The organism is Sphingomonas endophytica, assembly GCF_014199415.1.
GTDB classification, from domain to species: domain Bacteria; phylum Pseudomonadota; class Alphaproteobacteria; order Sphingomonadales; family Sphingomonadaceae; genus Sphingomonas; species Sphingomonas endophytica.
In genome coordinates this window covers 227,608-252,629 of record NZ_JACIJN010000001.1, presented here as the reverse complement: position 1 = coordinate 252,629, position 25,022 = coordinate 227,608, and the positions used below count along the sequence as shown (strand labels likewise).

Below are 25,022 nucleotides of genomic sequence, written 5' to 3'. Positions count from 1 at the left end.
CGGGCGCGCCAATCCCTATCTTAGGCCGATGATCGCCATCGTCCACCATCCCGATTACGTTACCGAGGCACCCGCGCGCAGCACCTATCGCTGGGGCAAGAATGGCGCGATCCGCGATCTGCTCCGCGCCGAGGGCGAGCGGATCGCCTGGCACGAGCCCGAGCCGATGCCGCAACGCTGGCTGGAGGCCGCGCACGACCCGGACTATGTCGCGCAGGTGCTCGCCGCGCAGGTTCCTCCGCTGAAGGAGCGGCGGATCGGCTTTCCCGTCACGCCGCTCGTCGCGCGCCGCGCGCAGATGGTGCCCGGCGGTACCTATCTCGCCGCCTTGCTCGCGATCGAGCATGGCTTCGCCGCCAATACCGCGGGCGGCAGCCATCATGCGCTGGCGGACACCGGCGCCGGCTATTGCGTGTTCAACGATCTGGCGGTCGCCGCGTTGCGGCTGGTCGAGGAAGGCACGACCGCGCGCGTGCTGATCGTCGATGTCGACGTGCATCAGGGCGACGGAACCGCGGCGCTGACCGCCGGGCATCCGCAGATCGCGACCTATTCGATCCATGCCGAGAAGAACTTTCCCGCGCGCAAGGCGCAATCGACGCTCGACGTGCCGCTCGCCGATGCGGTCGGGGACGACGCTTATCTGGCGGTGCTCGAGGAGACGCTCGCGCCGATGATCGCCGACTGGCAGCCGAGCCTGATCCTCTATCAGGGCGGTGTCGACCCGTTCGCGGGCGATCGGCTCGGGCGGCTGGCGCTGAGCGAGGAGGGGCTGGTCCGGCGCGACCGGCTCGTCGCGCGGCTGGCGATCGCCGGCGGCGTCCCGCTCGCCTGCACGGTCGGCGGCGGCTACGGCGACGACGTTATGGCGATCGCGGCGCGGCATGTGCGGGTGATTTCGACGCTCGGCGAAGCCTTTGCCGGAACCGTGCGGGCGGATCGTTCGTAGCGCGAACGATGACCACCTTGCTCTGGCTGCGACAGGATCTGCGGCTCCACGATCAACCGGCGCTCGTCGCCGCCGCGCAGCAGGGGCCGGTGATGCCGGTCTATATCCTCGACGACGACGCGCCCGGTGCGTGGCGGATCGGCGGCGCGCAGCGCTGGTGGCTGCATCACAGCCTTGCCGCGCTCGACAAGACGCTCCGCGACCAGGGCAGCCGGCTGATCCTGCGCCGCGGCGATGCCGTGTCGATCCTCAATGAACTTGCCGAGGCAACCGGCGCCGAGGCGATCCACGCGATCCGCCACTATGAGCCATGGTGGCGCAAGGCGGAGACCGCGCTCGGCGAGCGGCTGTGCCTTCACGACGGCAATCATCTCGCCCCGCCCGAGCAGGTCAGGACCGGATCGGGCGGGCAGTTCCGCATCTATTCCGCCTTCTGGAAGGGCCTGCAGGAGCATCTGCCCCCCGAGAAGCCGCTGGCCGTGCCGGACGAAATCCCTGTCCCCAAACACTGGCCGAAGAGCGATACGCTCGCCGACTGGCAGCTGCTGCCGACCAAGCCGGACTGGTCGGGCGGGTTCGACTGGACGCCGGGCGAGGACGAGGCGCACCGCAAGATCGCCGATCTCGACCTCGACGGCTATGACGATCGCCGCAACCTGCCGGCGGAGGAAGGCACGTCGCGCCTGTCGCCGCACCTCCACTTCGGCGAAGTGTCGCCCCGCGCGGTCTGGCACGATACTGCCGCGGACGATGTCACCTTCCGCAAGGAGCTGGCATGGCGCGACTTCACCGATGGCGTCGTGCTCGCCTTGCCCGATTATGCCGACAAGAACGGCCGCGACGCCTTCGACAGGCTGCCGTGGCGCACCGGCACGGCTGCCAGGGCCGACCTTCGCGCGTGGCAGACCGGACACACCGGCTATCCGATCGTCGATGCCGGGATGCGGCAGCTGTGGCAGACCGGCTGGATGCACAATCGCGTGCGGATGATCACCGCCTCTTTCCTCATCAAACATCTGCTGATCGACTGGCGTGAGGGCGAGCGCTGGTTCTGGGACTGCCTGGTCGACGCGGACTATGGCAACAACGCGGTCAACTGGCAGTGGGTGGCGGGCACCGGGATCGACGCCAACATGTTCGGGCGGATCATGGCGCCGCTCACCCAGTCCGAGAAGTTCGACGCGGGCGATTACATCCGTCACTGGGTGCCGGAGCTGAAGGATGTCCCGGACGCCGCGATCCACGATCCCGACGCCGCCGGCTGCCGCCCCGACGCTTACCCGCCGAAACTGATCGGTCATCGCGAGGCACGCGAACGCGCGCTGGCGGCGGGCAGGAAGGTGCGTTAGGGCGCGTCCGCCATGGACGCGGCCACCTCTCATCCTTCGCCTGCCCGGGGCCGGGCGCGGCTGTTCGCGCCGGTCTGGCACCGCATCCTCGACCGCATCGACCGCGGGCTGCGCGAGGGCGCGATCGAGGCGCAGTTGCCCGATGGCACCCGGCGGCTGCTCGGCGGCCAGGCGGCGGGTCCGATCGCGACGGTGCGGCTGGTACGATGGCGCGCGTTGTGGCGCCTCGTCACCGCCGGGTCGATCGGCTGGTATGAGGGCTGGGCGGCCGGCGACTGGACGAGCCCCGATCCGGTGCCGGTCTTCGATCTGTTCGTTCGCAACCGCGCCGCGCTCGGCAATGTCGCGCGCGCCAAGCACGTCGCGCGGCTGGCGGTGTGGCTCGGGCATCGGCTGCGTCGCAATCATCGCAGCGGTGCGCGGCGCAACATCGCCGCGCATTACGATCTCGGCAACGACTTCTACCGCGAATGGCTCGATGCGACGCTTACCTATTCCAGCGCGCTCGGCGTGGCGGAGGGCGAACCGTTGGAGATCGCGCAGCAGCGCAAGCTCGACGCGATCCTCGCGCGCACCGCGACCAGCACAGGACAGTCGATCCTCGAGATCGGCTGCGGCTGGGGTTCGTTCGCCGCGACCGCCGCTGCCGCGGGGATCGCGGTCCACGGGCTGACGCTTTCGACCGAACAGCGCGATCAGGTGCGCGCGCGTGGGCTTCCGGGCGTGACGGTGGCGCTGACGGACTATCGCGACGTCGCGGGCAGCTATGACGCGGTCGCCAGTATCGAGATGGTCGAGGCGGTCGGCCCGGAATATTGGCCCGTCTATCTCGCGACGATCGCGCGCGTGCTGAAGCCGGGCGGTCGCGCCGCGCTGCAATTCATCACCATCGCCGACGATATCTGGGATGCCTACAATGGCAGCGCCGACTTCATCCAGCGCTACGTCTTCCCCGGCGGCTCGTTGCTCTCCGCCAGCCGCTTCCGCGCGCTGGCCGAGGCGCACGGGCTGGCGTGGCAGGACGAGCAGCGCTTCGGGCGCGATTATGCCGAGACGCTGCTCGACTGGCGTCGCCGCTTCGACCGCGCTGCGGCGGACGGACGATTGCCCGCCCGCTTCGACGCGCGCTTCCAGCAGCTTTGGCGCTATTACCTGATGTATTGCGAGGGCGGGTTCCGCGGCGGCGGCATCGACGTGATGCAGGTGACGCTGGTCAAGCCCGGCTGACGGGAGCCGTCGCCCGAACCTTGTCCGGCGCGACGGTGGCTCGACCTTAGCCCACCCGCTCGCGATGGTTCGCCGGAAAGCCCTCGACCGCCAGCGCCACGATCCGCGCCGCGACCGTCTCGGGCGGCTTGACCGAAGCGGGATCTTCGCCGGGATAGGCGCGCGCGCGCATCCTGGTCCGCGTCGCACCGGGATCGAGCACCGCCACCCGGAGCTTGCTGACCTCGGCGGTTTCGTCGCCATACGCCTCGAGCAAGGTCTCGAACGCCGCCTTCGATGCGCCATAGGCACCCCAATAGGCGCGCGGCGCGCGGCCGACCGACGAGGTGACGCCGATCACCCGCCCCCCGGTCGAACGTCGCAGCATCGGGTCGAACGCCTGGATCAGCGCCACCTGCGCCGAGACGTTGAGCGTCAGCACCTGCGCCAGCTCCTTGGCGTCGATCGCCGGCACCGCGGCGAGCGACCCGAGCATCCCGGCGTTGAGGACCATCACGTCGAGCGCCTGCCAGCGCTCGCCGATTGCGGTCGCCAGCCGGGCGATCGAGTCGCTCTGCGCGAGATCGAGCGGCGCGATCGTCGCCGACCCGCCCGCGTCGAAGATCCGCTGTTCGACCTCTTCCAGACCGCTGGCGGTGCGCGCGGTGAGGACGACGTGCGCGCCCTGCTCCGCGAGGGCGATCGCGGTCGCCGCCCCGATCCCGCGGCTGGCGCCGGTCACCAGCGCCAGCTTGTCCTGCAGTAGCTTGTCCATGTGCGTCAGTTCACCCGCTCGGCGAGCATCGCGAACTGGTCGACCGCGCTCGATTCGTCATGATCGGTCAGCGTCGTCGGATAATCGCCGGTAAAGCACGCATCGCAATAGCGCGGCCGCCCTTCCGCCCGCTGCGCCTCGCCGAGTGCCTTGTAGAGCCCGTCGATCGACACGAACGACAGGCTGTCGGCATGGATGAAGTCGGTCATGCCACCCAGATCCAGCTTCGCCGCGAGCAGCTTGGCACGCTCGGGCGTGTCGACGCCGTAGAAGCAGCTGTGCCGGGTCGGGGGCGAGGCGATCCGCATATGGACCTCCGCCGCGCCCGCCTCGCGCATCATCTGCACGATCTTGAGCGAGGTGGTGCCGCGCACGATCGAATCGTCGATCAGCACGACCTTCTTGCCCTGGATTAGCGCGCGATTGGCATTGTGCTTCAGCTTGACGCCGAGGTGCCGGACCTTGTCGCCGGGCTGGATGAAGGTGCGCCCGACATAATGCGAGCGGATGATTCCCAGCTCGAACGGGATGCCCGATTCCTGCGCGTAACCGATCGCCGCCGGCACGCCCGAATCGGGCACCGGGATGACGAGATCGGCATCGACCGGCGCCTCGATCGCGAGCTGCGCACCGATGTTCTTGCGCACCGAATAGATCGAATGATCGTCGACAATCGAATCGGGACGCGAGAAATACACCCATTCGAAGATGCACGGCCGCGGCGCGACCTCCTCGAACGGCCGGATCGACCGCAACTCGCCGTTCTGGACGATCACCAGCTCGCCCGGCTCGACCGAGCGTTCGAAGGTCGCCCCGACCACGTCGAGCGCCACCGTCTCGCTGGCGAAGATATAGGTCTCGCCGAGCTTGCCCATCACCAGCGGACGGATGCCGAGCGGGTCACGGCACGCGATCATGCCATCCGGGGTCATCACGATCAGCGCATAGGCGCCCTCGACCTGCTTGAGCGCGTCGATGAACTTGTCGAGCAGGGTGCGATACTGGCTGGTCGCGACGAGATGGATGATCGTCTCGGTGTCGGAGGTCGACTGGAAGATCGACCCGCGCCGCACCAGCTCGCGCCGCAGCCGCATTGCGTTCGAGATGTTGCCGTTGTGCGCGATCGCGAACCCGCCCGACTGCAATTCGGCATAGAGCGGCTGGACGTTGCGTAGCGCGGTCTCGCCGGTGGTCGAATAGCGGACGTGCCCGCACGCGACATCGCCGGCCAGCGCGCGGATCACGTCGTCGCGGTCGAAGTTGCCGGCGACATGGCCCATCGCGCGATGCGTGTGGAAGACATGGCCGTCGAAGCTGGTGATGCCCGCGGCCTCCTGGCCGCGGTGCTGGAGCGCATGAAGGCCGAGCGCGACGAGCGCGGCCGCGCCCTCCGAGCCCGAAGCACCGAAGATGCCGCATTCCTCATGCAGATGGTCGTCGTCGAACGGATGTGTGGTCAGCATAAGCGGTGGGAGGCTCGCGTTGTGCGGGGCTGCATATAGCGACCGTCGCGCGAATGTCATCAACCGCCGCGGACCGGATGGCGATATCGCGCGTTGTGACGCGCCGCGCGCTGTTCTACGCCAGCGCCGAGATGAGCGATCCACGAGAGATTGGCAGCGATTTCCTGCCCAGATTCGATGCCGCCGGGCTGGTCACGGCGGTGGTGACCGATCGCGAGGGCGGCGGCGTGCTGATGGTGGCGCATATGAATGCGGAAGCCATCGCCGCGACCCGCGCGAGCGGCGAGGCGACCTTCTTTTCACGCAGCCGCGGGCGGCTTTGGAAGAAGGGCGAGACCTCGGGCAATGTGCTGCGCGTCGTCGAGATGCGCGTCGACTGCGATCAGGACGCGCTGTGGATCGTCGCCGACCCCGCCGGACCGGCCTGCCACACCGGCGCGCCGAGTTGCTTCTACCGACGCCTGACCGACTCGGGGCTGGAGCGCGTCGACGGATGATGCGCGCGGCGGTGGCGCTGTCGCTCCTGCTGGCCGCCTGTTCCCCCGCGCGCGACGTTCGCGATGAGGATGCGGCCGGCAAGGCGCTGGAGACCGCCGCCCGCGCCGCCGGGATCGTTGGCGATAGGGCCGATGCCACCGGCATCTATGCGGTCGGCGAGGATCGGCTCTGCCTGACCGGCACCGCACCGCGCTATCGGATCGGTGTCAGCGTCGACTTCGGCGAGGGGCAGCGCTGTGTCGCGCACGGCACGGCACAGGGGCGCGACGCGCTCGCCATCGATCTCGGCGACGGCTGCCGCTTCACCGCATCCCGCAACGGCGACCGATTGTTGTTCCCGGTGCGCACCCCGCCGGCGTGCGCGCGTGCGTGCCAGGGCCGCGCGACGCTCGACACGCTCGTCCTCCACCGGTTGAGCGAAGCGAGCGGCGAGGCGACCCGGTTGCGCGGTGCCGATGGCCGGTTGCTCTGCGCTGATTGACGTTCACGTAAAGGGAAGGTATGTCTCGCCTCATGAGCGCTTCTGCTGCCTATGCCGTCGTTTCCCCACGGCCTGACCGTGAAACGTTCACGATCACCGATCTGTCGGCGGAGTTCGGCGTCACGCCGCGCGCGCTGCGTTTCTACGAGGACGAGGGGCTGATCGCGCCGGAGCGGCGTGGGCTGGTCCGCATCTACTCGCATCGCGACCGGGCGCGGCTGGCATGGATCCTGCGCGGCAAGCGCGTCGGGTTCAGCCTCGCCGACATTCGCGAGATGATCGACCTCTACGATCTCGGCGACGGTCGCCAGACGCAGCGCGCGGTGGCGATCCAGCGCTGCCGCGACCGGATCGCGGCGCTGGAGCAGCAGAAGCACGACCTCGACGCCGCCATCAGCGAGCTGACCGAATTCGTCGGTGTGCTCGACGGTGGTGCAACCAGGAAAGAGTGAGACGATGCCGCAGTATACGCCGCCGATCCGCGACACCCGCTTCGTGCTCGAACATGTCGTCGGGCTCGACCGCTATGCCAACGTTCGCGGCTTCGCCGCCGCTACCCCCGACACGGTCGAGGCGGTGCTCGAGGAAGGCGGCCGGTTCGTTGCCGAGGTGCTGTTCCCGCTCAACCAGTCTGGCGATCAGGAAGGCTGCACGCGCCACGAGGACGGCAGCGTGACGACCCCGAAGGGCTTCAAGGAAGCCTATGCCAAGTTCGTCGAATCGGGCTGGGGCACGCTCAGCGCGCCGGAGGCGTTCGGCGGGCAGGGGATGCCGCACGTCGTCTCCACGGCGTTCCAGGAATATATGATCTCCGCCAACATGGCATTCGCCATGTACCCCGGCCTCGCGCACGGCGCGATCGCCGCGTTGGTCGTGAAGGGCAGCCCGGAGCAGCAGCAGAAATATCTGCCGCGGATGGTGTCGGGCGAGTGGGGCGGCACGATGAACCTGACCGAGCCGCAGTGCGGCACCGACCTCGGGCTGATCCGCACCCGCGCCGAGCCGCAGGCCGACGGCAGCTACAAGCTTACCGGCACCAAGATCTTCATCTCGGCGGGCGAGCACGACCTGACCGACAACATCATCCACCTCGTGCTCGCCAAGACGCCGGGCGCGCCGGACAGCTCGAAGGGCATTTCGCTGTTCGTGGTCCCCAAGGTGCTGGTCAACGACGATGGATCGCTGGGCGAGCGCAATGCGGTGTCGTGCGGCTCGATCGAGCACAAGATGGGCATCCACGGCAATTCGACCTGCGTCATGAACTATGACGGCGCGACCGGCTGGCTGGTCGGCGAGGAGATGAAGGGGCTCGCCGCGATGTTCATCATGATGAACGCGGCGCGGCTCGGGGTCGGCTTGCAGGGTCTCGGCGTTGCCGAGACCGCCTATCAGAACGCCGTCCAATATGCGCAGGATCGTCGGCAGGGCCGTGCGCTCACCGGCCCGGCCGAGCCGGGCGAGAAGGCCGACGCCTTGTTCGTCCACCCCGACGTCCGCCGGATGCTGATGGATGCCAAGGCGTGGACCGAGGGTCTGCGAGCGCTGTGCCTGTGGGGGGCGCTCCAGGCCGATCTCGAGCACAATGCCGATGCCGAGGAGGACCGTCAGCTTGCGGGCGATCTGCTCGGGCTGCTCACCCCGGTCATCAAGGGCGTCGGCACCGATCGCGGCTATCAGATCGCGACCAATGCGCAGCAGGTCTATGGCGGGCACGGCTACATCCGCGAGTGGGGCATGGAGCAGTACGTTCGCGATGCGCGGATCGCGATGATCTACGAAGGCACCAACGGGGTGCAAGCAATGGATCTCGTCGGCCGCAAGCTCGCGCAGAACGGCGGCCGCGCGGTGCAGGCCTTCGGGCGGCTGGTGATGGAGGAGATTGCGGCGGGCAAGGCCAACCCGGCGGTTTCGGAGATCGCGCAGCGGCTCGAAAAGGCGGCGGGCGAGTTGCAGGCCGCGACGATGTGGTTCCTCGCCAATGGCATGAAGGACCCGAACAACGTCGGCGCAGGCGCGGTGCCGTACATGCATCTGGTCGGCACGGTCGCGACCGGGCTGATGTGGCTGCGGATGGCGACCGCGGCGGCGAGGCTGAAGGACGGGGGGCAGGGCGATGCTGCGTTCCTCGACGCCAAGCTGGTCACCGCCCGCTATTTCGCCGAGCGTGTGCTGCCCGAGGCGGGTTCGCTGCGCCGCCAGATCGAGGGCGGCGCGGAGGCGATCATGGCGTTGCCGCCGGAGATGTTCGCGGCGGCGTGAAGTATCTCTGCGGGCCTGCGCAACCGGCGCGGCCCGCCCGGCCGTCACAGCGCGGCGAGGTTATCCCCGGCGTCTTGATCCGTCGCTGGTCTGCGTCGTGATCCGTGCAATGACGGACAGACGGTCGCTTCGCTCCAGTGCAATTCAGCCGACGAACCCGGCGTCGCGCCAGACCTGATCCCTGGGCCGGCTTGTTCCCCGCCATCCCCGCAGGCTGCATACGCAATCACAGCCCAATCGGCCCACGCACGCCGGACAAAAAAATAGCGGCCCAAGGGCCGCTATTCCTTCTCCCGAAGGAGAAAACAGCTCAGTTGCTGTCCGAGCTATCGTCTTCGTCAGCGACGACAACGATGCCGGCCACGACGGCCGCAGCTGCCAGAACCGCAACGATCACGCCGCCACCGGCGAGCTCGTTCTTCTTGGCCGACGGGGCCGAAGCGCGGACCGACTTGGCGACCGAGAGGCTTGCTGCCGAGTTGGCAGGCGCGGCCATCGCCGGAGCAACCGCCAGCGTGGCGGCGGCGGCAGCGAGCATGTACTTCGCAATACGCATGTTGAACTCCCTTTGCGTGCAGGGCATCTCATAGCTGCGCGAGTGGAAATTGCAAGCGCGGATCGCCGCGATGCATCATGTGTTCAGGATCCAGGTTTGACAATCCTCGATGCCGATTGCGGTCAGCTTCCCCGAGGCGTAGGCGCCCGTGTCGACGCCGATCCGGTTGGGACGGCGATCGACCTCCGGGGTGATTGTATGCCCATGGACGATCATTTTCGGAAAGGCGCCGCGATGGTCGAGGAAGCTGTCGCGAATCCAGCGCAGGTCGCTCGGCTTCTGCTCGTCGAGCGGCACGTCGGGGCGGACGCCGGCATGGACGAACGCATAGTCGCCCGAGACGATCAGGTCCTCGAAGCCTTCGAGGAAGGCGCGATGCTCCGGCGGGACCAGCGCATCCATCCGCTCGGCAAGCTGCGGATAGTCGAGCGAATCATATTCGGCGCGGCTGACTCCGTAGCTCAGCACCGTCTCCTTCCCGCCGACCCGGCAGAACATGCGCAATGCGTCCTTCGCGCCGCCGAGCGCATGTAGGAACAGCTCCTCGTGATTGCCCTTGAGGAAGCGCACCCGCGGCCGTTCCTGCGCCAGCCGCATCAATCGCGCGATCACTCCGGCCGAGTCGGGGCCGCGGTCGACGAGGTCGCCGAGGAAGATCAGGCTGGTTTCGGCTGCGCCGCGTTGCGCGTCGTCGGCATCGATCATCGCCAGCAATCGATCGAGCTCGGCGCGGCAACCGTGGATGTCGCCGATGGCATAGATCCGGCTACCCGGCGCAGGAGCATAGGCCGGGCCGACGGCGACACGGGACGAACGAAGCAGCTTCTTGAGCATGGAGAAGGCGAGGACCAGCGATGTCGGATTGGAGGCGGTGCTTAGGCCGATCATCCCGTCATCGCAAGCACGCGCCGGCCGATCGTGCGGGACGGTGACCGTTACGCTAACGAATTGCGAACCCTGCCGCCCGCCGGTAGAGAGCCCGCGCCAACAGGAGGACCGAATGACCATCAAGCCGGTACGCAAGGCGATTTTCCCCGTGGCGGGGCTCGGCACCCGTTTCCTCCCCGCCACCAAGGCCATGCCCAAGGAGATGCTGACGGTCGTCGACAAGCCGCTGATCCAATATGCGGTCGAGGAGGCGCTGGAGGCGGGGATCGAGCAGATCATCTTCGTCACCGGCCGCGGCAAGGGCGCGCTCGAAGACCATTTCGACATTTCGTTCGAGCTCGAAACGACGATGCGAGCGCGCGGCAAGAGCCTGTCGGTGATCGAGAACATCCGCCAGCAGCCGGGCTCGCCCGTCTATGTCCGCCAGCAGGAGCCGCTCGGGCTCGGCCATGCGGTGTGGTGCGCGCGCGACATCGTCGGCGACGAGCCGTTCGCGGTGCTGCTCCCCGACGAGCTGATGGTCGGCACGCCGAACTTCATGGCGCAGATGGTGCAGGCCTATGACAATGTCGGCGGCAACGTCATCGGCGCGCTCGAGGTCGCTCCCGAAGAGACCGACAAATACGGCATCATCTCGCCGGGCGCGCGCGACGGCGCGCTGACCGAGGTGACCGCGCTGGTCGAGAAGCCCGCCAAGGGCAGCGCCCCGTCCAACCTGATGATTCCGGGCCGCTACATCCTCCAGCCCGAGGTGATGAAGATCCTCGACGCCAAGGAGAAGGGCGCGGGCGGCGAAATCCAGCTGACCGACGCGATGGCCAAGCTGATCGGGCAGCAGCCGTTCCACGGCTTCACCTTCAACGGGGAGCGGTTCGACTGCGGCGACAAGACCGGCTTCGTCACCGCCAATCTCGCGCTGGCGATGGCACGGGCAGACATCGGCCCGGCCGTGCGCAGCTTCGCGGAAGCGCGGCTCGTCTGATCCTTACCCGCGTGTCGTGCCGCACGCGCGGCACGCGGGATCGGGCGGCAGCGCCAGCGTGCGAAAGCGCAGCGACAGGAAGTCGAGCAGCATCAGCCGTCCGGCGCTGTCGTCGCCGAACGGCACGATCTGCCGGATCGCCTCCAGCGCCGCCATGCTGCCGACGATCCCGGTCACCGGGCCGAGCACGCCTTCCTCGGCGCAGGTCAGCGCGTCGCGCGCGGGCGCATCGCCGACGAAGCAGCGATAACAGGGCTTGTCCGGCTCCCAGCCGCGATACACGCCGAGCTGCCCCTCGAACCGCCCCACCGCCGCCGAGACGAGCGGAATACGGCGCGCCAGTGCTGCATCGGCCACCAACAGCCGCGTGTCGAAATTGTCGCAGCCGTCGACGATCACGGTCGGAGCGTCCTCCAGCAACGCGCCGACGGTCTCGGCGCTGACGCGGGTGACGACCGCGCGCGCGGTGACATGCGGGTTGAGCCGCGTCACCGCCGCGGCAGCCAGTTCGGCCTTGGGGCGACCGACATCGGTGGTGGCGAACAACGTCTGGCGTTGCAGGTTGCTGAGATCGACGCGATCGTCGTCGACGATCGTCAGCTGGCCGATCCCGGCCGCCGCCAGATACTGGATCACCGGCGAGCCGATCCCGCCCGCGCCGACCACCAGCACCTGCGCCCGCGCCAGCCGCAACTGCCCGGTGCCGCCGATCTCCTGCAGAACGATGTGCCGCGCGTAGCGCGCGAGTTCGTCGGTGCCGAGCATCACGGCGATGTCAGCGCGACGGTCGTGACGTACCAGGTGTCGATGGAACCAGGCCGCGTCTTGTCGCGCGCGGCGCGTAGCACGATCCCGGCGGCGAATTGCTCGATCGAGGGGCAGCCGATCGCGCGCGGCACGATCCGCCGCACCTGTCCGCCTTGGGTGACGAGCACCACGAGGTCGAGCATCCGCTCCGTCGGCGACAGCGCGCAGCGCTCCGCCGCCACCTCGCGCCGGACGAACTCGGTCAGCTGCACCGGCGGTGCGGCGGCAAGGCCGAGCTGTAGACGCGGCAGCGGCGTCCAGTCGGTCGGGGGATTGAGCGACGGCGCTTGTCCGAACAGCAGGAGCGCGGCGAGGATCATTGCCCCGTCGACCCGAACCCGCCGCTTCCGCGCTCGGTGTCGTCAAGCGTATCGACCTCGACGATCGCCGCCGCGGTGACGGCGGCCGGAACGAGCTGCGCGATCCGTTCGCCACGGCGGACCGCAAAGGGTTCGGTGCCGAGGTTGGCGAGAATCACCTTCACCTCGCCGCGGTAATCGGCGTCGATCGTGCCCGGCGTGTTGAGGCAGGTGATGCCGTGCTTCAACGCCAGCCCGGAGCGTGGTCGCACCTGCACTTCGAAGCCGTTCGGGATCGCGATCGCGTATCCGGTCGCGACCGCCGCCCGCGCACCGGGCGCAAGCGTCACATCCTCGGCAGCGACCACGTCCATTCCGGCGGCGCCCGTCGTGGCATAAGCGGGAAGCGGCAGTCCCTCGCCATGCGGCAAGCGGCGCAGCGCGATCCTGATCGGTTCAGAGCGCATCGGCAATCCTGTCGGCAAGTCGTTCGGCTACGGCGATTTTCGCAAGGCTTTCCCAGCTTTCAATGTCATCGGCGGTGATGAGGTGTACGGTGTTGCTATCGCCGCCCATCACGTCGCCGGATACGTCGTTGGCGACGATCCAGTCGGCACCCTTGCGCCGCCGCTTGGCCTGCGCATGGTCGAGCACCTGCTCGGTCTCGGCCGCGAACCCGATCAGCAATCGCGGCCGGCGTCGATCATGCGCCAGCGTGGCGAGAATGTCCACGTTGCGCGCGAGCCGCAGCGGGGCGGGGGCGTCATCGCCCTTCTTGAGCTTCTGCGCGCTGATGTCTGCCGCACGCCAGTCGGCGACGGCCGCGACCATCACCGCGGCGTCGGCGGGCAGTGCCGCTTCGACGGCCTTGGCCATTTCCGACGCTGTTTGAACATCCTGGCGGACGACGTTCGCGGGTGTGGGAAGATCGACCGGACCGGCGATCAGCGTCACGCGCCCACCGCGCCGCGCCAGCGCCGCGGCGATCGCAAAGCCCTGCTTCCCCGACGAGCGGTTCGCGATGTAGCGGACCGGATCGATCGGCTCGTGCGTCGGCCCGGCGGTGACGACCACATGTCGTCCCTCCAGCGATCGCGGCACGGGGGTGAGCGCCGCGGTGATTCGTGCGACGATCGCCGACACGTCGGGCAGGCGGCCCGGGCCGACTTCGCCGCACGCCATCGCGCCATCGTCGGGGTCGAGCACCGTCACGCCGTCACTCCGCAGTCGCGCGACGTTGCGCTGCGTCGCCGGGTGCAGCCACATGCGGACGTTCATCGCGGGCGCGACCAGCACCGGCTTGTCGGTGGCGAGCAACAGGGTCGTGGCGAGATCGTCGGCGAGCCCCGCCGCCATCCGCGCGAGCAGATCGGCGGTCGCGGGGCAGACCACGACCAGATCGGCCTCGCGGCTCAGCCGGATATGCCCCATCTCGGCCTCGTCCTTCAGGTCCCAGAGCGTCGTATGGACCTTGTTCTCGCTGAGCGCCGCCAGCGTCATCGCGGTGACGAAATGCGCGCCGCCATCGGTAAGCACGCAGCGCACCTCATGCCCGGCGCCACGCAGCGCGCGGATCAATTCGCATGCCTTATAGGCGGCGATCCCGCCACCGACGATCAGCAGGATCCGGCTCATCGCACCACCCTCGTCACCGTTATGCGCCGCCGGTCGAACGCCGCGCGCCACAGGGTCGCGAACGCCGCTGGCGTGAGTGCCAGCCCCGGCGCGACCAGCGCCATCGCCAGTGTCGCCGAACGCACACCTAGCACATTGTCGAGCGCGACGCCTGCAACCAGCAACGCCAGCACCCGCGGCCCGAGCGGATCGGCCACGATCGCCCAGCCGAACGCGGCGAGCACCAGCAGCGGCGCCGCGATGGTCGCGGGCACATCGGGGAAGGCGGCACCGATCAGCCGCGCGAGCGCGCCGTCGGCCACCAGCGGCGCTGCCGGGAGCGATGTCGCACCCAGCGCTTGCAGATGCAGCGCGAACGCCAGCGCCGCGACGCCGAACCCGCCCAGCCACAGCAGCGGCTCGCGCCGGTCGCCGTCGAGCAGCGCCAGCGCCCCCATCGCGGCCAGCGTCACCAGCGCAGCCGGATCGATCAGCGCCGCGGCGCAGGCGATGGCCACCGCGGCCATGACGCGCCCGCGCGCCCGCGCCACCAGCGCGATCGCGGAACACAAGGCTGCCAGCGCGGCATGGGGCGCGGCCAGCCACAGACCGGCGGTCGCGACGATCCCGAATGCGAGCAGACTGACGATCAGCAACGCCCCGGCACTGCGCGCCAGCAACCCGCCGAGCCGCAACCCCCCGACCCACAGCAACCCCGTCAGCCCCACCGCAACCAAGACGGTCAGCCCCCACACCGGCAACGCGGCCGCGACCACCGCCAGCGTCGACGGCAGCGCCCGTGCGGCACGCGCATCGGACTCGGTCCGCAGTAGGTCGCGCGCCGCGTCGTAGAAATCGCCGCCGTGCCGCAGCGTGGCGACGATCGCATCGTGGAGAAATTCGGGCGGAGTGCTCGCCGCAGGGACCAGCAAGGCGGCGGCGAGCGTCGCCACCAGCAGTCCGCCCAGCGCCATGCGCGCCGGGCCGCGCCCGATCCCGCTCAGCCGGTCGGGTGTCACCAGCCAGCGCGCCGCCGTTCCGGGTCGCCCCGGTGCGGCTACCATCCGCCCGCCAGCATCATGCCCGCGACGCCTGCGAGCACGCCGAGCGCCCCGACCAGCGCATAGCGCCACCCGCCGCCGACGCGGACGCGCTCGATCTCGCGCAGTGGCGGGCGCGGCGGAGCCCCGCCGGGGGCGGGGTAACGCGCCTCGATCCGCCGCACCAGCTCGGGCAGCCGCGCCAGCGTTCGCACATCGGCGACCAGCCGGTCGGCGATCGCCGCTTCGGGGCCGAGCTCGGTGCGGATCCAGTCCTCGACCAGCGGCGCGGCGGTCACCCAAAGGTTGATGTCGGGGTCGAGCCCGGTGGCGACGCCCTCGACCATCACCATCGTCTTTTGCAGCAGCAGCAGATGCGGCTGGGTCACCATGTCGAAGTCGCGCGTGATCCCGAACAGCCCGTCGAGCATCATCCCGATCGACATGTCCTTGACCGGCAGCCCGCGCATCGGCTCGCCGACCGCGCGCAACGCGGTCGCGAATTCCTCGACGCTATGGTGCGAGGGAACGTATTGCGCCTCGAAATGAATCTCGGCGACGCGCCGGTAATTGCCGGTGATCAGCCCGTAGAGGATCTCGGCCAGCCAGACACGCGCGCGCCGGTCGATCCGCCCCATGATCCCGAAGTCAATCGCGGCGACGCAATTGCCGGGCAGCGCGAACAGATTGCCCTGGTGCATGTCGGCGTGGAAGAAGCCGTCGGCGATCGCTTGCCGCAGAAAGGCATGGACCAGCACCCGCGCCAGCTCGGGCAGGTCATAGCCCGCCGCGACCAGCGCCTTGCGATCCGACAATTTGATGCCGTCGATCCACTCGATCGTCAGCACCTTGCCGGTGGTGCGCGCCCAGTCGACCGCGGGGACGAAGAAGTTCGGCTCCGAGGTCATCGTCTCGGCCAGTTCGGATGCCGACGCCGCCTCGCGCGTGAAATTCAGCTCGCGCGCCGTCCAGCGCTTGAACGTCTCGATCACCAGTCGCGGCTGGAGGCGCGCGATCTCGCCGCCCATCGGCTCGATCTGCGCCGCGGCCCATTCATAGGTCTCGATCGCGCGCGCGAAATCTTCCTCGACGCCGGGGCGCAGCACCTTGACCGCGACGCGCCGCCCGTCGGTGGTGACCGCGCGGTGCACCTGCGCGATCGAGGCCGCGCCGACCGGCACTTCCTCGATCTCGGCGAACAGCGATTCCAGTGGCCGCCCGAAGCTGCCACGCATCGTCTGCGCGATCGTCGCATAGGGGACCGGCGGCACCGCATCCTGCAAGCGCAACAGATCGGCCGCCGCCGCCTCGCCGACCAGATCGGGACGCGTGGCGAGCGTCTGGCCGAACTTGATCGCCGCCGGCCCCAGCGCCTCGAACGCATCGGCGTAGCGCGGCACCTCGGGGACGCGCGCGCCCAGCCGCGCGACGCGCAGCAACCGGCGCAGCCGCGGCGGCGTGTTGAGGTCGCGCTCCAGCCCGCGCAGCGCACCATGGCGCGCCAGCGTCCGGCCCCATTTCAGGAGCCGCCAGGTGTGGACCAGCGAGGAGGTCAAATCTTCCAGCCGCTATGGATCGCGACCAGCCCACCCATGATCGGCTCGACCTTCGTCTGGACGAAGCCGGCCTCGCCCACCATCCGCTCGAACGTCGGCATGTCCGGGAAGCGGCGGATCGACTCGATCAGATAGCGGTAGCTGTCGGCGTCGTTGGCCAGCAACTGGCCCAGCTTCGGCACCAGATGGTGCGAGTAAGCGTCATAGACCTCGGCGAACCCCGGCCAGACGTTCGTCGAAAATTCGAGGCAGAAGAAGCGCCCGCCGCGCCGCAGCACGCGATGCGCCTCCCGCAGCGCCTTGGGGATATCGGTGACGTTCCGGATCCCGAACGCGATCGTATAGGTGTCGAAGAAGCGGTCCGGAAAGGTCAGCGTCTCGGCATTGGCCTCGGTCCACACCAATCCGTCGATCCCGCGCTGCTGCGCGCGGCCGATCCCGACCTCCAGCATCTCGGGATTGATGTCCGCGACCGTCACCGACGCGCCGCTCTCGGCGAGACGGAAGGCGATGTCGCCGGTGCCGCCGGCCATGTCGAGGATCTGCTCGCCCGCACGCGGTTTCACGCGGCGCACGAAGCGGTCCTTCCACAGCCGGTGCATGCCCCCGGACATGGCGTCGTTCATCAGGTCGTAGCGGCTGGCGACATTGGAGAAGACGCCGCGTACGCGGGCGGTCTTTTCGGTCGGGGTGACGTCTTCGTAGCCGAAGGAGACGGTTTCGCTCATGGCGCTCGCTCTAGCCGCCATGAATGCAAGCGGCTAGGGGGCAGAGATGCCGGAATTGCCAGAGGTTGAAACCACCGTGCGAGGCCTGCGCCCGGTGCTGGAGGGGCAGGTGCTGACCCGTGTCGAGCCGCGTCGCGACAATCTGCGCCGCGCCTTTCCCGCCGATCTGCGCCAGCGGCTGACCGGCGCGCGCGTCATCGGGCTGCGGCGGCGCGCCAAATATGGCGTGATTGATACCGACCGCGACGACTCGCTGATCTTCCATCTCGGCATGTCGGGGCGCTGGCGTGTCGATCCGACCGAGCTGTTGCCGCACGATCATCTCGTGCTCGCGACCGAGGCGGGGCGGGTGTTGGCGCTCAACGACCCGCGGCGCTTCGGCTCGGTCGATCTGGTGCCGACCGCCGACGTCGCGGCCTTCCCGGCGTTCCGCCTGCTCGGCCCGGAGCCGCTCGGTGATGAATTTACCCCCGAGCATCTACGCCATGCGCTGGCGGGACGGCGGCTGTCGATCAAGCTGGCGTTGCTCGACCAGCGGATCGTCGCCGGGCTCGGCAATATCTATGTCTGCGAGGCGCTGTACGACGCGCGCATCGATCCGCATACGCCTGCCGGGTCGCTCGAGGCGGCGGCGCTGGCGCGGCTGGTGCCGGCGGTGCAGCTGGTGCTGGAAGCCGCGATCGAGGCGGGCGGATCGTCGCTGCGCGATTACGCGCGCCCCGATGGCGAGCTCGGCTATTTCTCCAAGCAATTCGCGGTCTATGGTCGCGCCGGCGAACCGTGCGCCTGCGGGGGAACGGTGGAGCGTTATGCCGAGGGCGGACGCTCGACCTTCTGGTGTCCGCGCTGCCAGCGGAGTTGACGCTGGCGCAGGGGCGGGCTATGGGCCGCGCCTTACGAGGGTGCAGGGCTTCCCCAGCGCCTTTTTCCATCGATCCGTAACTTATCAGAGGACGTTCATGGCGAACACGCCGCAAGCCAAGAAGCGCATCCGCCGCAACCAGCGCCGGGCCGAAATCAACGGTGCCCGTGTGGGTCGTATCCGGACCTTCGTGAAGAAGGTCGAGGCCGCGCTGGCAGCGGGTGACAAGACCGCGGCGACGACCGCGCTGGCAGCGGCGCAGCCGGAAATGCAGCGCGGCGTGGCGAAGGGTGTGCTTCACCGCAACACCGCGTCGCGCAAGTTCTCGCGCCTGACCAAGCGGGTTGCCGCGCTGGCCTGACGCCTGCGACGCATCGCGTATCGAACGCCCGTCGGGACCTGCCCGGCGGGCGTTTTTGCGTCTGTGACCCGTCGCGCGAGGAACAAAATAGCATCCCTCTAAAAGGCTCGGAATCCTCGCGATTCGCAGATACGACCTCGCGACGGCGTCAAGGTTTATCGCGCATTATCAATGGGTTACGAGAAATATGACGCATTTGTGCCGCTGAGGGCGAGTCAATCCGCTTTATTTCGATATCGTACCCGTTCGCGGGGTTGATCGACTCACCCGCCTGTTCCTAATCCTCTCGAACCGCGCCGCCATCCGTGCTGCGCGGCATAAGGACAATGTTCGGACGCCAACGCGCTAGGGGCCGCGGGCAGGGGGACGTTTGACTTTTTGAACTGGGGCTCCGCGAACCAAGCGTTTGCGGTGACGGGAGAATCGTGCGTGACGCAAGTGGCTGTAGTGGATGACGGGATGAGCGAACTGGCCCGGGCCTGGGGCCGGGTCCGCGCCAACCTGCGCCGCTCGGCCGGTGCGCGTGTCTTCGACCAGTGGCTCGCGCCGGTCGCGCTGGCGGAGGGCGAGGACAGCGTCGACGTGCGGCTGACGTTGCCGTCGGCGTTCATGACCAATTGGGTGAAGAGCCACTACGCCGATCGCCTGCTCCACGAATTCCGCGCCGTGCTGCCCGGCGTGCGCAGCGTCGCGATCGACACCGTGGCACGCGCCGCGGCGCCGGTCGTCCTCGCCGCGCCGGTCGCGGCGGCAACGGCACCGACACCCGCCGCCCGGCCCGTCGCCGTCACGGCCGGCGTGAGTGGCGGTGCCGCCGAGCGGCCGGCGCTCGACCCGCGGCTGACCTTCGACCGCTTCGTCGTCGACGCCTCGAACATGGTCGCGCTCAACGCCGCGCAGGCGCTGGCCGCGCCGGGCGCGGTGCGGTTCAGCCCATTGTTCATCCATGGCGGCACCGGGCAGGGCAAGACCCACCTGATGAACGCGATCGCGCACCGCTTCCTCGCGGATCATCCGCAGGCGCGCGTGATGCTGCTGTCGGCCGAGCGCTTCATGTTCGAGTTCGTCGCCGCGATGCGCGCACGCGATACGTTCGCGTTCAAGGCGAAGCTGCGCAGCTGCGACCTGCTGCTGATCGACGATCTGCAGTTCATCGCCGGCAAGGACGTCACCCAGGACGAGTTCTTCCATACCGTCAACGAGATCATGGCGGCGGGCAAGCGGCTGGTGATCGCCGCCGACCGCGCGCCGCAGGCGCTCGACGGGATCGAGCCGCGCATCCTCGGCCGGCTCGGCTCGGGGCTGGTGGTCGATATCCGGCCGTCCTCGCCCGAACTGCGCCGCACGATCCTCGCGCGCCGCGTCGCCGAAATGCCCGACACCCGGGTGCCCGACGACGTACTCGACCTGCTGGCGGCGCGCATCACTGCGAGCATCCGCGAGCTGGAAGGCGCGCTGACCCGCGTCACCGCTTATGCGATGCTGACCGGACAGCCGATCGATCTGGCGTTCGCGACGCAGACGCTCGGCGACATGCTGCGCGGGCATCAGCGGCGCGTGACGATCGACCAGATCCAGAAGCTGGTTTGTGAGCATTTCGAGCTCAAGCCGCTCGACCTGCTCTCGGCGCGTCGGGCCCGCGCGGTCGCGCGGCCGCGGCAGATCGCCATGTATCTCGCCAAGCGGCTCACCACCCGCTCGCTGCCCGAGATCGGCCGCAAGTTCGGGGGGCGCGACCATTCGACGGTGATCCATGCCGTGCGCCGCATCGAGGCGTTGCGTGACAGCGACCGCGAAGTCGATCAGGCGGTGCACGTGCTGCTCGGCCAGTTGGAGGCCTGACTCGCCGGGGCGGTCGCGGGCGACACCCGGGACCGCTCTCCGCGCGGGCGACGTGGCAGCGGGGGGCGCTCACGCCGCCTGCCGATACCCCTCTTCGTCCGCCTCGTTCGCGACCGGTGCCGGCACCTCGTTCGCCGTCGCCCGGTTGCGGTTCGGGAACAGCAAGCGGCTGACCAGCGCCAGCACGCCGAGCGCGGCATAGGCGAGCAGGACCTTCTCGAGCGAGAAGAGCAGCGCGACCGCAAAGCCGAGCCGCAGCCACAATGGATTGAAGCCGAAGTCCTCGCCGAGCGCGGCGCAAACGCCGAAGAGGTTGTCGCGGGCGGCGGCGGGGGTGGCAGTGTGGTCGGTCATGTCTCGCTCCGTTGTTGCGAGACGATCAGCAAGACCGATGCCAAATGCTGGGAGCGCCCTTTTCCACGGTTTTTCCGCGCGCAACCGACCGTCCGACAGCGGAAATCACCGATAGTTGGCGCGCGACATGGCGTCACGCGCCATGCCGGTCAGATCAGCAGCCCCATCGCTTCCTGTGCCTGGCGCAAGGTCGGTGCCGCCAGCGCCGCCGCCCGTTCGGCCCCGTCACGGAGGATGGCGTGGATCGCGCCGCGATCGTTCAGCAGCCGCAGCATCTCGTCGCGAATCGGACCGAGTTTCGCGACCGCCAGATCGGCGAGATCGGGCTTTAACTGCCCGAAGCCCTTGCCGGCATAGTCCGCCAGCACCGCATCTGGCGTGCGATCGGCGAGCGCGGCGAAGATCGTCAGCAGGTTGCGGGCTTCCGGCCGGCCTTCCAGCTCGGCGAGCGTCGCCGGCAACAGGTCGGGATCGGTCTTGGCCTTGCGGAATTTGTCGGCGATCACCTCGTCGCTGTCGACCAGCTTGACCACCGATTGCTCGGACGGGTTGGACTTCGACATCTTCACGCCGGCATCGCGTAGCGACATGATCCGCGGCGCGGCCTTGCTGACCAGCGGTTCGGGCAGCGTGAACAGCTCGACACCGAAATCGGTGTTGAACTTGGTCGCGATGTCGCGAGTCAGCTCCAGATGCTGCTTCTGGTCCTCGCCGACCGGGACGTGCGTCGAATTGTACAACAGCACGTCGGCGGCCATCAGCACCGGATAATCGTACAGCCCGACCGACGCGCCCTCGCGGTTCTTGCCGGCCTTGTCCTTGAACTGCGTCATGCGGTTCAGCCAGCCGACCCGCGCGACATTGTTGAGCAGCCACGCCAGCTCGGCATGGGCGGGCACGCGCGCCTGGTTGAACACGATCGAGCGTGCCGGGTCGATCCCGGCCGCGATCAGCGTCGCGGTCATCTCGACGGTATTGGCGGTCATCTCGGCGGGCGCGATGAACTCGGTCAGGCCGTGGAGGTCGGCGATGAAATACATCGTCTCGCCGCCGGACGCCTGGATGTCGTCCTGCATCGCCACCCATTGCTTCACCGCGCCGAGATAATTGCCGAGGTGGAGATTGCCGGTCGGTTTGATGCCGGAAAGGACGCGCATGTTGGTCATCAGCTGGAGGCTCTGCGACGAAGGAGGGTCTTGAGGTCGGCGAGGCGATACGCGCCGGTGACGACGCACGCCAGCGCATAGATGGCGAAGCCCGCGCCGACGAGCACGGTAAGCGCTGCGCCGCGGACGACGAAGCTGCCGGTGAGATATGGCGCGACAAGCGGCGCCACCAGCAACAGCGCGACGCCCATCAACAGCGCGGCGAGCGCGAGGCGCGGGACCTTGCGCTTCACCTGTGGATCGAGCGCGAAATGACCACGCCGCACCAGCACCACATAGAGCGAGACGACGTTGATCGTGGAGGCCAGCGCGGTGGCGAGCGGCGGGCCGATTTGCCCGATGTCCCAATGCGCGAGCGTTGGGATGAGGATCAGATTGCCGACCAGATTGATCGCGACGGAATAGAGGGCGAGCCGCACCGGCGTCTTCGTGTCCGCGCGCGCGTAGAAACCGGGGGTCAGCACCTTCACCAGCACATAGCTGGGCAGGCCGAGCGAGAAGGCGGCGAGCGCCTGCGCCGCGCGTACCGTGTCGCCGTTGTCGAACGCACCATGCTGGAACAGCCCGCGGACGATCGACTCGGCGGCGAAGACGAAGGCGGCGGTGGCGGGCAGGGTGAGGAACAGCGCGAGTTCGAGCCCGCGATTCTGCGTCTCCATCGCCTCCGCCTCGCGCCCCTGCGACAGCAGCCGCGACACGACCGGCAACAGGATCGTGCCGAGCCCGATGCCGATCAGCCCGAGCGGCAATTGGTTGAGCCGGTCGGCATAATAGATTGCGGACACCGAGCCGGCCGACAGCAGTCCGGCGGCCAATGCGGTCGAGATCGCGAGATTTATCTGCGCCGCGCCCGCGCCTGCGGCTGCGGGAACGATCAGCTTCAGCATCTGCTTTACGTCATCGTCAATACGCGGGCGCCGCAGCCGCAGGCTCACGCCAGCGCGGCGACAGGCCCACCACATCCATGCGAGCTGCAACGCACCGCCGACGGTCACCGATATCGCTTGCCCCCGTGCGGTCGCATAGGGATCGCCGCCATGAAAGAAGATCAGCGCGCTCACCATTGCGATGTTGAGCAGGATCGGTGCGGCGGCATTGACCCAGAAGCGATGCAGCGAATTGAGGATGCCGCCGAGCAGCGACACCAGCGAGATCAGCAGCAGATAGGGAATGGTGAAGCGCGACAGCATCACGGCAAACGCAAATTGCGCCACGCTCGGATTTTGATGCCGAAAGCCTAGCGAAAGGCCGTATGTAAGGGGCCACGCCGCCGCCAGCATCAGCACGGTCATGATGACCAGCACCGGGAACAGCAGCGCCAGCGCGCGCTCGGCGAAATCGACTCCTGCCGCGGTGCCACCGCCTTCCGCGACCTTGCGGTTGAAGAGCGGGATGAACGCCGCGGAGAAGGCGCCTTCCGCGAAGAGCGCGCGGAACATGTTGGGGAGCCGGAAGGCGACGAAGAATGCGTCCGACGCGAAGCCCGCGCCGACATAGCTCGCCTGCAAGGTGTCGCGCGCCAGCGCCAGCACGCGGCTGACCAGCGTCAGGCCACCGATCGACCCCAGGGCGCGGGCGAGGTTCATCCGCCGATCCTCACCCGCTCGTCTGGCTTACGCCTGGCCCGCGTCTTCGGCGCCGAACGACACGCCCTGCGCCTGCGCCTGCTGGAGGAACAACGCGTTGAAGTCGATCGGCTCGAGCAGCAGCGGCGGGAAGCCGCCGTCGCGGATCGCATCGGCGACGACGCGGCGCGCGAACGGGAAGAGCAGCCGCGGCCCCTCGCCGAGCAGGAACGGCTGGACATGCTCCGCCGGGACGTTGCGCAGCCCGAACAGCCCGCCATAGGACAGTTCGGCGATGAACGCGGTCTTGCCGCCGGTGGTCGCGCGGACGTCGATCTTCAGCGTCACCTCATGGACCTCGTCGGCGACCTGCGCCGCGCCGATGTCGAACTGGACGTTGATCTCCGGGGCCTGCGGCTCCTGATAGATCGCCGGCGCGTTCGGATTCTCGAACGACAGGTCCTTCACATATTGCGAGATCAGCCCGGCAGCCGGCGCCGTGTCGGCGCCGTTGGCGAGCGGTTCGCCGCCGGCGTTGCCAAATTCGTCCATCATCCAACCCCTATCGTCAGCCGAGGCGCGCGCCGGTGCGGCGCCGCGCGGGAAAGTGTCGGGCGGTTAGCAGTGCCCCGCCGGTGTGACAATCGTGGATGCGGGGGGGGGTGGATACAATGAAGGGGTTGGGCGATTTGATGTTCGGTGCCCACGCGCCTATGTACGCACACCAGCTTACTGGAGTTGCCGTGTTCTACGTTGTCCTGCTCGCCATGGTCGCCGGCTTTCTGGCGCTGCGACTCTATTCGGTTCTGGGCAAGCGCTCCGGCCATGAACAGCCGTTGCCCAAGCCTCCCGAGGAACGCGTGGCGTCGGCCGTTGCGCCGCGGGCGATCGAGCCGGCTGCCGAAATGCGCGAGCCGGCGGCGCGACCGTTCGACAGCGCGACCGAGCCCGGCCTTCGCGCGATCGTATCGGCCGAGCCCGGGTTTGACGTCACCCGCTTCCTCGAAGGCGCGAAGTCGGCGTATCGCATGATCCTCGAGGCGTTCTGGCGCGGCGACGAGGCAGCGCTCCGCGAGCTGGTGAGCGACGACGTCCATGCCGCCTTTGCCGAAGCGATCGAAACCCGCACGGCGCAGGGACAGGTGCTCGACAACCGCCTGATCGCGATCGAGCGTGCGACGATCGTGTCGGCCGGGGTCGCAAACGGAGAGGCGCGCGTCGCGGTGCGCTTCGACGCGGATATCGCCGCGGTGACGCGTGATGCCGACGGCAATGTCGTCGCCGGCTCGACCAGCGATGCGGTGCAGACGCACGATGTCTGGACCTTCGTCCGCACCGTGCGCGCCTCGGACCCGAACTGGATCCTCGCCGACACCGACGAAGCCTGAGTTTGATTAAAGTAGAGGGGTAGGGGTGCGGAGC

27 protein-coding genes are annotated in these 25,022 nt (G+C 68.5%); 12 read left to right on the top strand and 15 right to left on the bottom strand.

Annotation, left to right across the window (positions count from 1 at the left end):
* Window positions 1-28: 28 nt before the first annotated feature.
* Genes FHS97_RS01115 through FHS97_RS01105 form a run of 3 tightly spaced genes read left to right on the top strand, consistent with a single transcriptional unit; the run spans window position 29 to window position 3,525 of the window.
* On the top strand, window positions 29-949 hold the full coding sequence (locus tag FHS97_RS01115; RefSeq protein ID WP_184032531.1) for a histone deacetylase family protein: 921 nt from the start codon (window positions 29-31) through the stop codon (window positions 947-949).
* Window positions 950-957: 8 nt separating this feature from the next.
* On the top strand, window positions 958-2,298 hold the full coding sequence (locus FHS97_RS01110; RefSeq protein WP_184032529.1) for a cryptochrome/photolyase family protein: 1,341 nt from the start codon (window positions 958-960) through the stop codon (window positions 2,296-2,298).
* A 12-nt stretch (window positions 2,299-2,310) separates the two neighbouring features.
* A complete protein-coding gene (locus tag FHS97_RS01105; protein ID WP_184032527.1) occupies window positions 2,311-3,525 on the top strand; it encodes an SAM-dependent methyltransferase in 1,215 nt (404 codons plus the stop codon).
* Window positions 3,526-3,571: 46 nt separating this feature from the next.
* Here FHS97_RS01105 and FHS97_RS01100 read toward each other — a convergent pair whose 3' ends face one another.
* Both FHS97_RS01100 and purF read right to left on the bottom strand, forming a co-directional pair.
* On the bottom strand, window positions 3,572-4,279 hold the full coding sequence (locus tag FHS97_RS01100; RefSeq protein WP_184032526.1) for an SDR family NAD(P)-dependent oxidoreductase: 708 nt from the start codon (window positions 4,277-4,279) through the stop codon (window positions 3,572-3,574).
* Window positions 4,280-4,284: 5 nt separating this feature from the next.
* Entirely contained in the window at window positions 4,285-5,742 is a 1,458-nt protein-coding gene (gene purF / locus FHS97_RS01095; protein WP_184032525.1) for an amidophosphoribosyltransferase, read from the bottom strand.
* A 131-nt stretch (window positions 5,743-5,873) separates the two neighbouring features.
* On the opposite strand from purF, the gene hisI reads away from it, so the two are divergent.
* Genes hisI through FHS97_RS01075 form a run of 4 tightly spaced genes read left to right on the top strand, consistent with a single transcriptional unit; the run spans window position 5,874 to window position 8,980 of the window.
* Complete coding sequence (hisI, locus tag FHS97_RS01090) at window positions 5,874-6,239, top strand: phosphoribosyl-AMP cyclohydrolase (protein WP_184033014.1); 366 nt, start codon at window positions 5,874-5,876, stop codon at window positions 6,237-6,239.
* An 11-nt stretch (window positions 6,240-6,250) separates the two neighbouring features.
* Complete coding sequence (locus FHS97_RS01085; protein WP_184032523.1) at window positions 6,251-6,721, top strand: hypothetical protein; 471 nt, start codon at window positions 6,251-6,253, stop codon at window positions 6,719-6,721.
* Between the two features lie 32 nt (window positions 6,722-6,753).
* Window positions 6,754-7,173 (top strand): MerR family transcriptional regulator, encoded by a 420-nt coding sequence (locus FHS97_RS01080; protein WP_184032522.1) that lies wholly within the window; start codon window positions 6,754-6,756, stop codon window positions 7,171-7,173.
* Between the two features lie 4 nt (window positions 7,174-7,177).
* Window positions 7,178-8,980 (top strand): acyl-CoA dehydrogenase C-terminal domain-containing protein, encoded by a 1,803-nt coding sequence (locus tag FHS97_RS01075; RefSeq protein WP_184032521.1) that lies wholly within the window; start codon window positions 7,178-7,180, stop codon window positions 8,978-8,980.
* Window positions 8,981-9,290: 310 nt separating this feature from the next.
* Here FHS97_RS01075 and FHS97_RS01070 read toward each other — a convergent pair whose 3' ends face one another.
* Window positions 9,291-9,536, bottom strand: a complete 246-nt coding sequence (locus FHS97_RS01070) for a hypothetical protein (protein WP_159757539.1) — start codon at window positions 9,534-9,536, stop codon at window positions 9,291-9,293.
* Between the two features lie 75 nt (window positions 9,537-9,611).
* The gene (locus tag FHS97_RS01065) at window positions 9,612-10,424 is read right to left on the bottom strand and encodes a metallophosphoesterase family protein (protein ID WP_246346358.1); all 813 of its coding nucleotides are present in this window, start codon (window positions 10,422-10,424) and stop codon (window positions 9,612-9,614) included.
* 112 nt (window positions 10,425-10,536) lie between these two features.
* Between FHS97_RS01065 and galU the strand changes: the two genes are divergently transcribed.
* The gene (gene galU / locus FHS97_RS01060) at window positions 10,537-11,406 is read left to right on the top strand and encodes a UTP--glucose-1-phosphate uridylyltransferase GalU (RefSeq protein WP_184032520.1); all 870 of its coding nucleotides are present in this window, start codon (window positions 10,537-10,539) and stop codon (window positions 11,404-11,406) included.
* Between the two features lie 3 nt (window positions 11,407-11,409).
* On the opposite strand, the gene FHS97_RS01055 is transcribed toward galU, so the two are convergent.
* Genes FHS97_RS01055 through FHS97_RS01025 form a run of 7 tightly spaced genes read right to left on the bottom strand, consistent with a single transcriptional unit; the run spans window position 11,410 to window position 17,450 of the window.
* Window positions 11,410-12,171 (bottom strand): HesA/MoeB/ThiF family protein, encoded by a 762-nt coding sequence (locus tag FHS97_RS01055; RefSeq protein ID WP_221233058.1) that lies wholly within the window; start codon window positions 12,169-12,171, stop codon window positions 11,410-11,412.
* The gene (locus FHS97_RS01050) at window positions 12,171-12,533 is read right to left on the bottom strand and encodes a hypothetical protein (protein WP_184032518.1); all 363 of its coding nucleotides are present in this window, start codon (window positions 12,531-12,533) and stop codon (window positions 12,171-12,173) included. Before FHS97_RS01050 ends, FHS97_RS01055 begins: the two co-directional genes overlap by 1 nt.
* Window positions 12,530-12,979, bottom strand: a complete 450-nt coding sequence (dut, locus tag FHS97_RS01045) for a dUTP diphosphatase (RefSeq protein WP_184032517.1) — start codon at window positions 12,977-12,979, stop codon at window positions 12,530-12,532. Before dut ends, FHS97_RS01050 begins: the two co-directional genes overlap by 4 nt.
* The gene (gene coaBC, locus FHS97_RS01040; RefSeq protein WP_184032516.1) at window positions 12,969-14,147 is read right to left on the bottom strand and encodes a bifunctional phosphopantothenoylcysteine decarboxylase/phosphopantothenate--cysteine ligase CoaBC; all 1,179 of its coding nucleotides are present in this window, start codon (window positions 14,145-14,147) and stop codon (window positions 12,969-12,971) included. Before coaBC ends, dut begins: the two co-directional genes overlap by 11 nt.
* On the bottom strand, window positions 14,144-15,190 hold the full coding sequence (locus FHS97_RS01035) for a hypothetical protein (protein ID WP_184032515.1): 1,047 nt from the start codon (window positions 15,188-15,190) through the stop codon (window positions 14,144-14,146). Before FHS97_RS01035 ends, coaBC begins: the two co-directional genes overlap by 4 nt.
* Window positions 15,184-16,722: a 2-polyprenylphenol 6-hydroxylase gene (gene ubiB / locus FHS97_RS01030; protein WP_184032514.1), complete on the bottom strand. Its 1,539-nt coding sequence runs from the start codon at window positions 16,720-16,722 to the stop codon at window positions 15,184-15,186. The genes FHS97_RS01035 and ubiB overlap by 7 nt, the downstream gene beginning before the upstream one ends.
* Window positions 16,719-17,450, bottom strand: a complete 732-nt coding sequence (locus FHS97_RS01025) for a class I SAM-dependent methyltransferase (protein ID WP_184032513.1) — start codon at window positions 17,448-17,450, stop codon at window positions 16,719-16,721. The genes ubiB and FHS97_RS01025 overlap by 4 nt, the downstream gene beginning before the upstream one ends.
* A 46-nt stretch (window positions 17,451-17,496) precedes the next feature.
* Here FHS97_RS01025 and mutM point away from each other — a divergent pair, with 46 nt between their 5' ends.
* The 3 genes from mutM (at window position 17,497) to dnaA (ending at window position 20,515) form a co-directional block, all read left to right on the top strand.
* Window positions 17,497-18,312, top strand: coding sequence for a bifunctional DNA-formamidopyrimidine glycosylase/DNA-(apurinic or apyrimidinic site) lyase (mutM, locus tag FHS97_RS01020; RefSeq protein WP_184032512.1), 816 nt, complete (start codon window positions 17,497-17,499; stop codon window positions 18,310-18,312).
* A gap of 97 nt (window positions 18,313-18,409) precedes the next feature.
* On the top strand, window positions 18,410-18,673 hold the full coding sequence (gene rpsT, locus FHS97_RS01015; protein WP_028965918.1) for a 30S ribosomal protein S20: 264 nt from the start codon (window positions 18,410-18,412) through the stop codon (window positions 18,671-18,673).
* A 459-nt stretch (window positions 18,674-19,132) separates the two neighbouring features.
* Entirely contained in the window at window positions 19,133-20,515 is a 1,383-nt protein-coding gene (gene dnaA / locus FHS97_RS01010) for a chromosomal replication initiator protein DnaA (RefSeq protein ID WP_184032511.1), read from the top strand.
* Between the two features lie 69 nt (window positions 20,516-20,584).
* On the opposite strand, the gene FHS97_RS01005 is transcribed toward dnaA, so the two are convergent.
* The 4 genes from FHS97_RS01005 to secB form a co-directional block, all read right to left on the bottom strand.
* Window positions 20,585-20,869, bottom strand: coding sequence for a PspC domain-containing protein (locus FHS97_RS01005; RefSeq protein ID WP_184032510.1), 285 nt, complete (start codon window positions 20,867-20,869; stop codon window positions 20,585-20,587).
* 149 nt (window positions 20,870-21,018) lie between these two features.
* Window positions 21,019-22,026: a tryptophan--tRNA ligase gene (gene trpS, locus FHS97_RS01000; protein ID WP_184033011.1), complete on the bottom strand. Its 1,008-nt coding sequence runs from the start codon at window positions 22,024-22,026 to the stop codon at window positions 21,019-21,021.
* A gap of 8 nt (window positions 22,027-22,034) precedes the next feature.
* Window positions 22,035-23,621 carry a murein biosynthesis integral membrane protein MurJ gene (gene murJ / locus FHS97_RS00995; RefSeq protein ID WP_184032508.1) on the bottom strand — a complete coding sequence of 529 codons (1,587 nt, stop codon included), beginning with the start codon at window positions 23,619-23,621 and terminating at the stop codon, window positions 22,035-22,037.
* Window positions 23,622-23,648: 27 nt separating this feature from the next.
* Window positions 23,649-24,152: a protein-export chaperone SecB gene (secB, locus tag FHS97_RS00990; protein ID WP_184033009.1), complete on the bottom strand. Its 504-nt coding sequence runs from the start codon at window positions 24,150-24,152 to the stop codon at window positions 23,649-23,651.
* A 191-nt stretch (window positions 24,153-24,343) separates the two neighbouring features.
* On the opposite strand from secB, the gene FHS97_RS00985 reads away from it, so the two are divergent.
* Window positions 24,344-24,988: a Tim44/TimA family putative adaptor protein gene (locus FHS97_RS00985; protein WP_184032507.1), complete on the top strand. Its 645-nt coding sequence runs from the start codon at window positions 24,344-24,346 to the stop codon at window positions 24,986-24,988.
* The last annotated feature ends 34 nt before the right edge of the window (window positions 24,989-25,022 follow it).